Origin of the sequence: Bilophila sp. 4_1_30, from assembly GCF_000224655.1 — a bacterium.
Taxonomy (GTDB): domain Bacteria; phylum Desulfobacterota; class Desulfovibrionia; order Desulfovibrionales; family Desulfovibrionaceae; genus Bilophila; species Bilophila wadsworthia.
The window spans coordinates 885,541-899,512 of sequence record NZ_JH114231.1 but is presented as its reverse complement, the minus strand read 5'-3'; the positions used below and the strand labels follow the sequence as shown (position 1 = coordinate 899,512).

Annotated in this window: 12 protein-coding genes, 1 pseudogene and 1 riboswitch; of the genes and pseudogenes, 10 read left to right on the top strand and 3 right to left on the bottom strand. The window is 52.8% G+C overall.

What is annotated here, in order from left to right:
- Nucleotides 1-377: 377 nt before the first annotated feature.
- From yddG to metE, 3 genes and pseudogenes are all read right to left on the bottom strand, one after another.
- On the bottom strand, nt 378-1,256 hold the full coding sequence (yddG, locus tag HMPREF0178_RS04135; protein WP_009379317.1) for an aromatic amino acid DMT transporter YddG: 879 nt from the start codon (nt 1,254-1,256) through the stop codon (nt 378-380).
- A gap of 66 nt (nt 1,257-1,322) precedes the next feature.
- Entirely contained in the window at nt 1,323-2,222 is a 900-nt protein-coding gene (locus HMPREF0178_RS04130) for a 5-methyltetrahydropteroyltriglutamate--homocysteine S-methyltransferase (protein WP_009379316.1), read from the bottom strand.
- A gap of 250 nt (nt 2,223-2,472) precedes the next feature.
- Nucleotides 2,473-4,760, bottom strand: a pseudogene (metE, locus tag HMPREF0178_RS04125) (5-methyltetrahydropteroyltriglutamate--homocysteine S-methyltransferase).
- Nucleotides 4,761-4,875: 115 nt separating this feature from the next.
- A riboswitch (cobalamin riboswitch) is annotated at nt 4,876-5,063 on the bottom strand.
- 445 nt (nt 5,064-5,508) lie between these two features.
- Here metE and HMPREF0178_RS04120 point away from each other — a divergent pair.
- The 10 genes from HMPREF0178_RS04120 to HMPREF0178_RS22390 form a co-directional block, all read left to right on the top strand.
- Nucleotides 5,509-6,408: an AraC family transcriptional regulator gene (locus tag HMPREF0178_RS04120; protein WP_009379313.1), complete on the top strand. Its 900-nt coding sequence runs from the start codon at nt 5,509-5,511 to the stop codon at nt 6,406-6,408.
- A 207-nt stretch (nt 6,409-6,615) separates the two neighbouring features.
- On the top strand, nt 6,616-7,350 hold the full coding sequence (locus tag HMPREF0178_RS04115; RefSeq protein WP_009379312.1) for a carboxymuconolactone decarboxylase family protein: 735 nt from the start codon (nt 6,616-6,618) through the stop codon (nt 7,348-7,350).
- A 142-nt stretch (nt 7,351-7,492) separates the two neighbouring features.
- Complete coding sequence (locus HMPREF0178_RS04110; protein ID WP_009379311.1) at nt 7,493-8,440, top strand: alpha/beta hydrolase; 948 nt, start codon at nt 7,493-7,495, stop codon at nt 8,438-8,440.
- Nucleotides 8,441-8,518: 78 nt separating this feature from the next.
- A complete protein-coding gene (locus HMPREF0178_RS04105; protein WP_009379310.1) occupies nt 8,519-9,001 on the top strand; it encodes a cupin domain-containing protein in 483 nt (160 codons plus the stop codon).
- Nucleotides 9,002-9,026: 25 nt separating this feature from the next.
- Nucleotides 9,027-10,109, top strand: a complete 1,083-nt coding sequence (locus HMPREF0178_RS04100) for an alpha/beta fold hydrolase (protein ID WP_009379309.1) — start codon at nt 9,027-9,029, stop codon at nt 10,107-10,109.
- A gap of 9 nt (nt 10,110-10,118) precedes the next feature.
- A complete protein-coding gene (locus HMPREF0178_RS04095) occupies nt 10,119-10,793 on the top strand; it encodes a flavodoxin (RefSeq protein ID WP_009379308.1) in 675 nt (224 codons plus the stop codon).
- Nucleotides 10,794-10,802: 9 nt separating this feature from the next.
- Nucleotides 10,803-11,342, top strand: a complete 540-nt coding sequence (locus HMPREF0178_RS04090; RefSeq protein ID WP_009379307.1) for a flavodoxin family protein — start codon at nt 10,803-10,805, stop codon at nt 11,340-11,342.
- 15 nt (nt 11,343-11,357) lie between these two features.
- A complete protein-coding gene (locus HMPREF0178_RS04085; protein ID WP_009379306.1) occupies nt 11,358-12,320 on the top strand; it encodes an aldo/keto reductase in 963 nt (320 codons plus the stop codon).
- 58 nt (nt 12,321-12,378) lie between these two features.
- A complete protein-coding gene (locus HMPREF0178_RS04080) occupies nt 12,379-13,209 on the top strand; it encodes an SDR family oxidoreductase (RefSeq protein WP_009379305.1) in 831 nt (276 codons plus the stop codon).
- A 382-nt stretch (nt 13,210-13,591) separates the two neighbouring features.
- The coding region (locus HMPREF0178_RS22390; protein WP_232281186.1) for an alpha/beta hydrolase at nt 13,592-13,972 on the top strand (381 nt) is incomplete at its 3' end.

Here is a 13,972-nt window from a genome sequence, read left to right as displayed (position 1 = left end):
CGTTGTCTTTGTATTTTAGCTGCTTATTCCCTTATCACCAGTTCTGGGTATATTGCTCTGGATATGGGTTTCCCATTACATTCCATCCTGTTATCTCTAGCAGAAGGTCATAAGCTGGAAGGCCAAGTAATCACTGTTCCAACGAGGATCGAAGCGCCCACGTTTTTGACGAACTTGTGTAGGATTAAAGCTGATTCCACTAGCATCCAGACTCGGCAAGGAGTCCAATTTTTTGTTGCAACTTGTCTGGTTTTATTTCATCTTTTTGGTTTATGCTGACCGTAGGATACTTTTGGACATGCAGTCGTCACGAAAAAGACATCGTTGAAAGAGGTAAAAACACATTTGCAATTGTTTGTCATAGCAGCTTCTTCGTATCATTTTTTCTGGGTCGCCAACCAACTGAGAACGGACCCTAGGCCAACCATACCTACGCCGAACCAGAAAGAAGGTACTGGAAGCACGGAGAGCCACAAGCAGGTGAACAGAGTGGAAAAGATGGGCGTGAAATAGGATACTGTGGCGAGAAACAATATATTTCCGTGTTGTATGCCTACTTCCCATAGGGTGTATGAAGAACCAAAGCATATCGCGGTAATCAGGACGTTCAGAAAGGCTTGAGGAGGTACGGAGGGGAAAGGTTCTCCAGAGACGAAGCTGCGAAGCCACAATACGATGGCAATAACCAAAAAGAAGATATGCACGATATTGCTGGATTGTGTGAACAGTCTTGCCACGTTGCAGTAGAGTCCCCAAAAGATGGCGGCGATGAAGGCCAGAAGATAGGGAATGGGATTGGAGGAAACATGTTCCATGAAAAGAGCGAGGTCGAAAGCCCCTCCGGAAACGCACCAGACGATTCCCGAAAAGGAAAACAGCAGGCCTGGGTAAAGATAAAAACGCGCTTTCTGCTTTAGAATGATCAGAGAAAAAAGCACAATCAGGCAAGGCCACAGGTAATTGACAAGCCCGACTTCCAGCGTTTGCTGGCTGTCATGGGCAAGCCCGATGGATTGGGAGAACAGTAGTTCATAGGCGACGAAGAAGAACCCGCCGATGAACAGATACGGCTTGGAAAGTGTCTTGAGGTCAGGAATGCCCTGTTTCAGAAACAGCAAAAGCGCGCCGAGGCTATAGACCAAAGCGGCGCCTAGTGTTGCGCCGAAGACTTCGGTTACGCTGCGCATAAGCGCAATTAGCATACTCCATATCAAAATGGCGCAAAGGCCGCACAGGGTTGCCCTTATTGAACTCATTGTTTGTTTTTTCCGTATGATGAAACAAGTCCGGTACACGGAATGAGCGTGTACCGGACTCTGTTTTTATTTCCAGATGGATTCGGCAATTTCCTTTATGAAAGCGATCTTAGTCCATTGCTCCTCTTCTGTCAGCAGGTTTCCTTCTTCCGTGGATGCAAAACCGCATTGAGGGCTGAGGCACAGCTGGTTGACGGGCAGATAGTCCGTAGCTTCCCGGAGCCTTTCAATAATGGACTGCTTGTCTTCAAGTTGCCCTGTCTTGGATGAAACAAGTCCCAGAACGACCTGCTGGTCCTTCATGAATCGGAGAGGGCTGAAATCTCCAGCCCTGTCGCTATCGTATTCGAGGAAAAAGCCGTCTACCTTGGTATTGCCGAAAAGGATCTCCGCTACGGGTTCGTAACCGCCTGAAGAGAACCATGTGCTGCGGAAATTACCACGGCAGATGTGCATGGTGACGGTCATATCCACCGGCCGCTCGGAAAGAGCCTCGTTGATCATGGACACATAATCCCGTTCGAGGCGATCCATGTCGAAACCGCGGGCGATATACCCGGCTCTTTTTTCCTCCGAGCAGAATTCCCCCCAGCTGGTATCGTCGAATTGCAGATATCGGCATCCCGCCTCGTAAAAGGCCGCGACGGCCTTCTTATAGGTGGCGGCGATGTCCGCAAGAAGCGTGTCATTGTCTCTATATCGCTTAAGGGGCTTGTACTGCTGATTCCGGACGGCGGTAATGAGGTGAAGCATGGACGGGGAGGGAATGGTGAACTTGGCCGGAGAGTCCCCGGCAAATGTCTGTACAGCCTTGAAGTCTTCAATAAAAGGATGACAGCTGAAGCCGACTTTGGCGACGATTTCGATGGGTTCCGCCTTGGTCTGACGTTCCTTGAAAGCAATGGAGCCTTGTTCAGCCGCAACTTTCCGGACGCCGTCGAGGTTCCAGAGGAAATGAGATGCCACCAGCTGCGGCGGTATTCTCCGTCGGTGACGGCACGGAGGCCGAGGGCCTTTTGTTTGGCTACGAGTTGGGCGATTTCGGCGTCTTCGACCTGGCGGAGCTCCCGTTGGGTTATCCGCCCCTGCGCAAAGCGCTTCCGTGCCTCTTTGAGGGCATCGCTCCTGAGGAAACTGCCGACGATATCGTAACGGAAAGGGGCAACCGTTCTTTGGGATGCAGCGAAAAGGGAACCAGTCATTTGTGGAGTCTCCATTATCGGGTAACCTTGTTTTGCGTGTCCGAGTATTCCTCGCGGAGGACCCGCACGGCCTGTACCATGTTGCCAAGCGAAAGCAGCGTTTCAGGCCATCCCCGGGTTTTGAGCCCACAATCGGGATTCACCCAAAGTTTTTCCGGGGCGATAAACCGTAAGGCCTGTTCGAGGCGCTCCAATATTTCTTCCAGGCCGGGAACGCGGGGGCTATGGATATCATAGACGCCAGGGCCGATTGCGCTTGGGTATTTGAAGTCCACAAAAGCCTGTAACAGATCCATGTTGCTGCGGCTGGCCTCAATGCTGATGACATCGGCATCCATGGCGGCGATCCACTTCAAGATGGCATTGAACTCGCTGTAGCACATATGCGTATGAATTTGTGTCGTATCCTCGACACCTGAAACGGTCAGGCGGAAGGCGTCGATGGCCCATTGTAGATATTTTTCCGCCTCATCCTCCCTCAGAGGAAGGCCTTCGCGGAGTGCGGCTTCGTCGATCTGGATGATCTTTAGCCCGGCCCGTTCCAGATCGAGCACTTCGTCGCGGAGGGCAAGCGCCAGCTGGCGGCAAACCTCCTCGCGTTCCAGATCATCACGCACAAAGCTCCAGCACAGGATAGTCATCGGCCCGGTGAGCAACCCTTCATGGGTTTTCGGGTGAGGCTCTGTGCATAGGCGAGCCATGAAGCGGTCATTGGCTGCTTTCGGGACACGTCGCCATAGAGGACGGGCGGCTTGACGCAGCGGCTGCCATAGCTCTGCACCCAGCCGTGGTCCGTAAAGCAGAACCCTTCGAGCTGTTGGCCGAAATATTCCACCATGTCCGTGCGCTCCGGTTCCCCGTGGACCAGCACGTCAAGCCCGAGGGCCTCCTGATGCCCGACGATTTCCCGGATGGTATCTTTCAGGAAAGCTTCGTAGGCGTCGGGGGAGAGTTCGCCCTTCCGGTATTCGCGTCTTGCCTTGCGGATAGCCTCCGTTTGTGGATAGGAACCGATGGTCGTGGTCGGGAACAACGGTAGATTGAGGGCTTCCTGCTGTTTCCTGCACCGATCGGCATAGGGGCTTTTCCGGTTGAGCATCTCTGGGGTGACGTTTCTGCACCGCCTGCGGACGGCGGGATCAAACGTTTTCATGTTGAGGTGCCGGCTTTCGTTGGCCAGCCGGTTTTCGTTGAGGCACTCCGGAGACCACTCGCCGTCGATCGTTTGTCCCAACAGGGCGATCTCGCCGCACTTCTGAACGGCAAAGGCCATCCAGTTCTTGATTTCGGGATCGAGACTGGTTTCCAGTTCCAGATCAACGGGCACATGCAGCAGCGAAGAGCTCGAACCGACGAACAACCTGTCGCTCCCGAGCTTCAGTGCTGCGTTCCGTAAAGAAGAAAGCGCTGCGGCGCAATTGGTCTTCCATATGTTGCGGCCATCGACGACGCCGAGCGAAAGGTGCATATGCTCTGGCAAAGCCGCCAATACATCGGAAAGCTGAGCGGGTGCCGCGCACAGGTCGAGATGCAGCCCGCTGCATTCGGATGCCAACGCAGTATCGAGGTTATCCCTGATGGAACCGAAGTACGTGGTCAGAAGTGTACGGGCGGAAGGTGACCCCTTACGGAGCTTGTGGTACGTCTCTCGGAATGTCTTCCGCAGGCTTCCCGATATATCCGTGCACAGGATCGGTTCGTCGATTTGTATCCAGTCGCACCGCGGGGCAAGACGTTCCAGAAAACTGATGTAGATTTCCGTAAGTTGCGGCAGACTGTCCCAGCGGGAAGACTCCGTCCCGCCCTTGGAGAGCGCGAGGTAGGTGATGGGACCGAGCAAGACGGGTTTGGCACGAAATCCAAGTTGCCCCACGCGGATGACATCGTTCTCCAGCCATTCAATGGAGGGCCTGAAGGATTGGCCAGCGGAGAGCTCCGGGACGATGTAGTGGTAATTGGTGTTGAACCACTTCGTCATTTCCATGGCCGGGATGTTGCGGTTGCCGTCGCCCCTTGCCATGGCGAAATACGTGTCGAGAGCAGAACCGGCGTTCTGGAAACGGTGCGGGATGGCTCCCAGTGCGACGGTCAAATCGAGTACATGATCGTAGAGGGAGAAATCACCCACAGTGACGAAGGAGAGCCCTGCATCATGCTGGAACTTCCAATGCCGTTTTTTCAGCTCGTCCGCAGTTTCGTGGAGCTGGTTTTCGGAAAGCTCCCCTTTCCAGTACCCTTCAAGGGCTTTTTTGAGTTCGCGGTTTCGCCCGATACGGGGAAAACCTAAAATGTGCGTTTGCATTGCGTGTCCCTTTCTACTGTTGAAGTTGAAAAGTCCACGACCCCATCACCTCAGAAAACGGCGCAAGATACCTGAGAAGGCAATTCCGGCGTCACTGTCTGATCGCGAGACAGTCGTGTTCCAAAGCATACAAGGCGTCTCCTGGCTTCTGATCCCGTTCTGCTAAGCCTTCCCACAAATGCAGTGACGTTAGCGGGTTATATCAGTTACAGTGGCGCGTCCGCGACGGATTTGCACCGTCTTCCGTTTCTTGTATGCATAAATCAAGATTTATTTATATAAACTTAGATCCTCTGTCAATAGGGGCGTTTGCCCTGAATAAAAAATCCCGGCTCTTTGAAAAAAGAAGCCGGGAAATCAGATGGAGTGAGCGTATTCTAAAAAATGTGATTATATGCTTATAGTTCTTTCTCAGTCCTGATTGAAAGCGTAATCAAACGTATAATAGGTTGAAAAGTATTTCTGGTGAATTTCAAAAGACCAATGCTCATCTCTGAAGATGCTGACGGCGGCGATCCTGTTTCCTTTTTTAAGAGAATCGATGAAGCGCTGATGCTCCTCAAGATGAACGTTTTCCCATTCTAGGGAATAGCTCCGGCGGGGAAAATCGTACTTCCTAGCGGATCAGGCATACAATTACCCCCCAAAGCGTGCTATGGTTATTCTACCACTTAGAATTAAAAGCTATTACGGTATGGGCATAGCGCCTACGAAGTGATCGCCATTTGACAAAAGTGGAGCAAGCAGCATGAGTGAACCAATACACCTACCTGAACGTAATGATTCTCTCAAAGAGAAATTGTTGAAATGGCTCCCTGAACAATCCAGGCTGGAAACACCCATTCCAGGTTTGGCCTTAACTCGTCATGATGAAAACACTTCTGCAATAAGATGTTTTTATACACCTATGATTGCATTGGTCGTTCAAGGGTTCAAACGTTCCATGATTGGCGACCATGAAGCGAATTATGGTGAGCTTCACTGCGTAACCGTCGGCATTGATATGCCCGGCGTCTTCCATATTACGGATGCTTCGCCTCAAGCGCCTTTCCTTTCGCTCTCCGTAAAGCTGGACAGGCGCATTATCACTCAGTTGATTACGGAAGTCCCTTCCATAGTTACCGCCCAAGAAGGAGAAGTGACTCCTATCGTAGTGGACGAGGCGGGCAAGGATCTTTTGCAGGTATTTTCCCGCCTTGTTGAACTGTTGGATACACCTTCACGAATCCCGGTTTTAGCTCCCATGATTATTCGGGAAATCCATTACTACCTGCTCTGCGGCAGTCAGGGGAAATGCCTGCGACTTTTCAACACGAACGGAACACAGGCAAATCAGATCGCTCAAGCTATCTCTTGGCTACGGGAAAATTACACGTCACCGCTTCGCATGGAAGAGCTGGCTCGGTATGTCAACATGGCCCCCTCAACGTTCAATCGCCATTTTAAGGAAGTAACCAGCCTCAGCCCACTCCAGTTCCAAAAACGACTAAGGCTTTATGAGGCTGAACGACTTATGTTGCTTGAAGGAAAAGATGCCGGAACGGCGGCGCTTATGGTCGGCTATGAAAGCGGCTCACAGTTCAATAGAGAGTACAAGCGTCAATTCGGAGCCCCACCTCGCAAGGATATAGCTAAAAAGCGTTCATAACCTGTTGACTCATTTCATAAAGATAAGCGGGAAGCCCATTTGATGGGCCTCTCGCTTATCTATTTTCAGCTTTTTCAAAAAGCAAGCACTTCCGAGCGAAATAGGCAAAGAATAGCTCGAATTATGTATAGTTTCTCGACCGAGGAAGTCTTACTTTGTCATCAATAAAAGGAAAACGTCTTGATACACATCAGCAAGGAGGTTCCAGTGTTTTCCAAGATAATTATGGCTCTTCTGGGTGTATGTTGTACTGTAACAATGGGATTACCAGCGACGGCTCATGCCGAAAGTACTCACTCCGTATCTGCATTGAGTAGCAAACAGCAAAGCATCATCCCTATAGCGGCTTTTACCGCAAAAGGCGATACGGAAAAACTGAAGGGCGCTCTTGCGGAAGGCTTGCAAAACGGCATGACGGTCAATGAGATCAAGGAAGTCCTTGTCCAGATGTATGCCTACACGGGCTTCCCCCGCAGCCTGACGGGTCTGAACACCTTCATCGCCCTGCTTGACGAACGAAAGGCGCAGGGGACCGAGGATGAAATGGGCAGGGATGCCTCCCCGCTGCCCGACAATGCAAACATTCGCGAACTCGGTACGGCGAATCAGACCACTGTCATCGGCAGGCCCGCCAGTGGGCGAGTCTATGAATTCGTACCCATCATCGACACCTTTTTGAAGGAACATCTTTTCGGCGACATCTTCAGTCGTGATGTCCTCAGTTTTCAGGAGAGAGAGCTGGCCACGGTTTCCGCATTGGCCAGTCTCCCGGCAGAAGCCCAACTGCGCTCTCATTTGAACTGCTGTCTGGTGGTCGGATGGAGCGAAGATCAGATGAAAGCCTTTGTCGCCGTCCTTGAAACAAAAGTAGGCAAGGCGGAAGCGGAACTGGCGGAAAAGGCACTAAACACCGTCTTACAAAACAGGATGCAATCCAAATAACACTATAACATTTATGGAACAGGAGACAGTCATGAAAAAAACACTTCTGACAACTCTGGCAGTGGCATCATCTCTTGCTTTTGCATGTGTTGCGAATGCGTCTGAAAACAATCCGTTTGGTCTTGTCTATAAAGGAGCCATCATGGAAAACGTCAAAGGAAAAGTGAACATCCATCCCGTCACCTATACTCTGAACGGCCTGAAAATTGCGGCCAACGTCTACACTCCCGCCGGATATGAGGCCACGAAAAAATATCCCGCCGTCGTAGTGGCTCATCCCAACGGAGGCGTCAAGGAACAGGTGGCCGGACTTTATGCCCAACGGCTGGCGGAAAAAGGCTATATCACCATCGCGGCGGACGCTTCCTATCAGGGAGCCAGTGAGGGGACTCCCCGCAATGTGGACAAGCCTCAGTTCCGCACGGAGGACATCCACGGCATGGCCGACTACATCAGCGCCTATCCCGGCGTAGACACCAATCATATCGGCGCTCTGGGTATCTGCGGCGGTGGCGGCTATACACTGAATGCCGCCAAGTCCGACAAACGGTTCAAGGCAGTAGCCACGCTGAGTATGTTCAATTCCGGGCAGGTGAGGCGTAATGGCTTCATGAACACGCAGCTTGATTCCATCCAGACGCGCTTGAAGGAGGCTTCCGACGCCCGCGCCAGGGAAGCCGCCACAGGGGAAATCGGCTATTCGGGCAACGTCGATTTTGACGCCTTGACGGACGAAAGCATCAGCAAGATTCCCACGGATCTCTACCGCGAAGGCATGATGTACTACGGGAAGACGCATCGGCATCCCAACTCCACCTTCCGTTATACGACTAGCAGCCTCATGGATTTGATGCGCTGGGACGCCACCGACAACATCGAACTTATCAATGTGCCGCTGCTCATGATGGCCGGGGAAAAGGCCGATACGTTGTACATGTCCGAGGAAGCCTTTGAGAAAGCGACGGGAACCAGGGACAAGGAACTCTTCAAGATTCCCGGAGCCACGCATATCCAAACCTACTTTGTACCCGAATATGTGGATCAGGCTGTTGCCAAGCTCACGGACTTCTACGGCAACCATCTGAAATAGCTTGTCGTCGACAACACGACTCATGGGGGAGGATGTTAATGCCCTCCCCCTGTCGCCGAACTTTTCACGGAGAATGCCATGAAACGCCTTTCCCTTTTCGTCCTTTGCCTTCTATTTTTTGGGGTTATGACCGTGCCCCCGGCTTATGCTGAAGCCCAGGGACAACTCGTGATTCCGGCAGGTTCCCGCCCTTCGTCCACAGCATCCGGACAGAATTTTACAGGTAATGTCCGTATTGATCCGGCTTTTGAAACCCAGGCACCACAGCGCGTCTACGGTTCCTACGTCACCTTTGAGCCGGGTGCGCGCACCAACTGGCACACCCACCCGTTGGGCCAAACCTTGCTCGTTACGTTCGGCGTCGGGCTGACCCAGGAATGGGGAGGCCCGGTACAGATCATCCGGCAAGGGGACGTGGTGCTGTGTCCGCCCAACGTCAAGCACTGGCACGGCGCGGCCCCGGATACCACCATGACGCATCTCGCCATAGGCGAACGGCTGGACGGCAAAAGTGTGACGTGGATGGAACAGGTAAGCGATGAGCAGTATAACGCCCGGTAACAGCTTATAATATAAGGATACAACGATGCACATAAAGTATTTCATAACCGTACTGGCGCTTTCCGTCGGACTCTGCTTACCAGCGGGAGACGTCACGGCCAAGGAAAAGTTGCCCCCCTTGATGATTCAGGAGCAAGGGAGTTTCGCGGCAGGGGGAAAAATCGTCACAACGCCCGGTACGTTTGACCCCCGTACCCCGACAAATCCTGCGGGACAAACATTGCATGGAGATCATGCCTACGTCTTTTATCAGATTCCGGTAAACGCCCACAAACTGCCCCTGGTCTTCCTGCATGGGGCCGGACAGTTCTCCAAAACATGGGAAAGCACTCCGGATGGACGTGAAGGATTTCAGAATATTTTTTTGCGCCGAGGATTTGGAGTTTACTTGGTAGACCAGCCTCGACGTGGAGATGCCGGGCGCAGCACGCAGGAAACAACCATCTCGGCGACAACTGACGATCAGCTTTGGTTCGGCAACTTCCGCGTGGGGAACTGGCCCGACTTTTTTGAAGGCGTACAGTTCCCGCGTGATGCGGAATCTTTGAACCAATACTTCCGGCAGATGACTCCTAATACCGGCCCGTTCGACGTTCAGGTAGTGTCTGATGCCGTGGCTGCATTGTTCGACAGGGTAGGGCCGGGAATTATGGTTACACATTCCCAAGGCGGTGGGGGAGGCTGGTTTACCGCAATCAAAAGTGAAAATGTCCGAGCCATAGTATCATATGAACCGGGCAGCAATTTTCCTTTCCCCGAAGACGAAATGCCTCCGGCTCTGCCGAGTGGGATTGATACGCTGGAAGGTGTCCCTGTTCCACTTAAGGATTTCATGAAGTTAACTCGAATTCCCATCATCATTTACTATGGTGATTTTATTCCGGCAACGCGGAGTGAATTTCCCGGACCGGATCACTGGCGTACCCGCCTTCAAATGGCCAGAGTATGGGCTGATGCAGTTAACAATAAGGGAGGCGATGTCACTGTGGTGCATCTGCCGGAAATCGGCATCAAGGGTAATACCCATTTTCCTTTCTCAGACTTGAACAACCTCGAAATTGCTGACTTGCTGTCCAAATGGCTTCACGAAAAGAACCTTGATCAATGAGGAACTCACATGTCTAACCAGATAGTTCGTCGTACTTTTCTGAAATACTGCGTGTTGATGACAGGCTCCGTTGTCTCTGGAACGTACCTGCTGTCCTCTGCCTCTTATGCAGCACAGAGCGGCAAGCCTCTCCGAATTCTAGTCGTCTATTTTTCCATGCCGGAAACGGACAATCCTCACAACATGAGCCGTGAGGAAGAGAACAGCACCGTGGTCATCAACGGAAAGGTATTGGGGAATACACAGTATGTGGCACAGTTGATACAGGAAATGACCGGCGGCGACATCTTCCGCATCCTGCCGCAGAAACCGTATCCCACAGACCACCGTACCCTTGTCGATTTGGCTAGGGAAGAACAGAAACAGGACGCCCGCCCGACCATTGCGGGAAAGATCGAATCCCCCGAAGCCTACGACACCATCTTTATCGGGTATCCCAACTGGTGGGGCGACATGCCGATGATTCTGTACACGTTTCTGGAGCAGTACGATTTCTCGGGCAAGACCATCATTCCTTTCTGTACCCACGGCGGCAGCGGTTTTTCCCGTACTATCCGAACCATGCAGGACAAACAGCCCGGAGCAACTGTGATACGCAACGGTTACTCCCTTTCCCGGAGCCGTATGGAACGGGCACCGTCCGGCGTGGCGGGATGGCTGAAGGAAATTGGACTGAAAAAATAAGGAAAAACCATGAGCAAACGCATTCTCATTCTGGCGGGCAGCCCGCGCAAGAACGGCAATTCCGCCGCACTGTGCCGTGCCTTTGCACAAGGCGCGGAGAAAAGCGGTCATCAGGTGGAAACCATTTTTCTGCGCGACAAGAAAATCGGTTATTGCCTGGCTTGCTATCACTGTAAAAAGAGCGGCGGCATTTGTATCATCAAGGATGATATGGCCGATATTCTCGACAAAATGAATGCAGCCGACGTGCTTGTCATGGCCAGCCCCGTTTATTTCTATTCCATCGACGCGCAGATGAAGGCGCTCATCGACCGCACTGTGGCGCAATGGCTGACCATCAAAAACAAGGAATTTTACTATATCATGACCGCTGCGGAGGAAAGCGATACCGTCATGGATTGCACGCTTGAATGTTTTCGCGGCCTGGCCAGATGCCTTGAAGGTTCCATTGAGCGCGGCGTCATCTACGGGAAAGGCGTGTACGGGCCGGGAGAAATCGAATCCAAACCTGCCATGCAGGAAGCCTATAACATGGGCCGCAAGGTATAACGGCAAGGAGAAAACATGAAAAATCGGACGTTAGGCAACGGACAGGCTGTTTCCTCCATAGGGCTTGGCTGCATGGGCATGGATCATGCTTATGGCAAACCTGCCCCCAGGAAAGACATGGTCAAACTGCTCCGCCATGCTGTGGATTTGGGGTGCACATTCTTTGATACCGCTGTTGTTTATGGCGAAGCCAATGAAGAACTGCTGGGCGAAGCTTTTTCTTCCGTTCGTGATCAGGTTGTGCTGGCAACAAAATTCGGCATTGCAGGACAGCGCATCGAGGACGGCAAGACGGTCAATCTGCTGGACAGCAAGCCCGCGTCCATCCGCGTTCAGGCTGAAGGTTCGCTGCGCCGTCTGAGAACCGACCATATCGACCTGTATTACCAGCACAGGGTAGACCCTCATGTGGAACCGGAGCTTGTCGCAGAAACCATGCACGACCTGATCCGGGAAGGTAAGATTCTGGGTTGGGGACTTTCCAATGCGCCTGTGGACTATATGAAACGCGCCCATGCCGTCTGCCCTCTGGCGGCGGTGGAAAACCAGTATTCCATGATGTGGCGCGAACCTGAACAGGGGCTGTTCGACCTGTGCACGGCCATGAACATTGCTTTTGTCGCCTACAGCCCCTTGGGTAACGGTTTTCTGAGCGGGCGCTTCACTCGTGATACCGTGTACGGAGAAGGCGATTTTCGCGGTTTCATGGGGAGGTTCAGGCCGGAAGTCATGGAGCGCAATCAGGCCCTGCTGGAGCTTATCCGGGACATGGCCGAAAGCAGGCAGGCCACGCCCGCCCAGATCGTCCTTGCCTGGGAATTGGCGCAGCGGCCTTTCATCATCCCCATCCCCGGCACGACGAATCCCGTGCGGCTGGAAGAAAATCTGGGGGCGGCGCTCGTTGAACTCTCCAGGGAAGAGTTGGCGGATATCAATGCAGCACTGGTTCAACTTGGTGTGGATGAAACGTATTTTTAACCGCCTTTCATAACAAGACGATATCTTTATTCATTCGATGATGCTCAGGAGATTTTCCATGAAAAATGTGATGCTTTTGACCGGCGCAGGGCAGATCGGTATGGCCATAGCCCGCCGGGTGGGATACGGGATGAAGATAGTCATTGGCGACAAGCGCAGGGAGAATGCGGAAGCAATAGCCGACACCATGAACAAGGCGGGGTTTACTACCGTCCCTGTTGAAATGGATTTGTCTTCCCGTGCGTCAATCCTTGCGTTGATAGACTCTGCGCAACAGTACGGGGAGATTTCCATGCTCGTTAATGCGGCGGGCGTTTCTCCCAGCCAAGCCTCAATAGAAACCATTTTGAAAGTAGATTTGTACGGCACCGCCGTTCTTTTGGAGGAAGTCGGCAAGGTCATCAGCAAAGGCGGTGTCGGCGTGACTGTTTCCAGCCAGTCCGGGCACCGGATGCCTGCCCTCGGCATAGAGCTTGATGAACAACTTGCAACGGCTCCCACGGAAGAATTGCTTACCCTGGAAGCCCTTCAGCCCAAGAACGTCAGAGACACACTGCATGCCTACCAGATGGCAAAACGTTGCAACGTGAAAAGAGTTATGGGGGAAGCTGTCAAATGGGGGAAGCAGGGAGCGCGAATCAATTCCATTTCTCCCGGCGTCATTGTGACGCCGCTGGCACTCGATGAATTTAACGGGCCGCGAGGTGATTTCTATAGGAACATGTTTGCAAAATGCCCTGCCGGACGGCCCGGAACGGCTGATGAGGTCGCCAACGTCGCAGAGCTGCTCATGAGCGACAGAGGCGCGTTCATCACCGGCGCGGATTTTCTGATCGACGGCGGGGCTACGGCATCTTACTTCTATGGGCCACTGAAGCCTGAAAAATAAAACATGAGTACAGACGGAAAAACGTCGTTACCTCTAAAAAGCGCAGAGGTCTTTCCTTTTTCCATTCCCTGCATGATGAAGTTCCTCAGCCTCTTCTTTTTACTGATCGGAACAACGGTTCTCCGCCTCGACCGCATGTTCCGCGAAAGGCAGTATGGAGGACGACATGAACGAACCTGCATGGCTTACGGAATCAGATACTGTCGCCGACATGGTGAACCACCCTGCTTTTACCGGATTTGGGGAACATCTCGTGCCGCGTCCCTGTGACGCGCAAAGCCGTTTGCCTCTGCGTGAAGTCGGCAGGCTTATGCCTCCTTGGCATAGCCATGTGCGGCCCGGCATTGTGACGGCTGTTCTGAACCGCATGATAAATGATGCCATGACCGGCAAGGCCGTGTTTTACCCTTTCTATACGGAGAGGGAAAAGCAGGAGCGAACCGGCTTGTTTTATTACAGAGGCAAGCCCGGTGCGCCCTTTGCCCTGATTTTTCCGGGTGGAGGCTTTAGCTATGTCGGTTCTCTGCACGAAGGGTTTCCGCTGGCGGATGTACTGAGTCGCAAGGGTTATAATGCCTTTGTCCTGCAATACCGCACCGGCAGTCAGGCCGTGGCCTATGAAGACATGGCCGCCGCGCTTTCCTGGGTTTTCCACCATGCGGAAGAACTAGAAATATCCACGCAAGGCTATTCCCTGTGGGGCGGCTCGGCGGGCGGGCGCATGGCGGCCGACCTTGGCTCCTACGGCGCGGCGGCCTTCGGC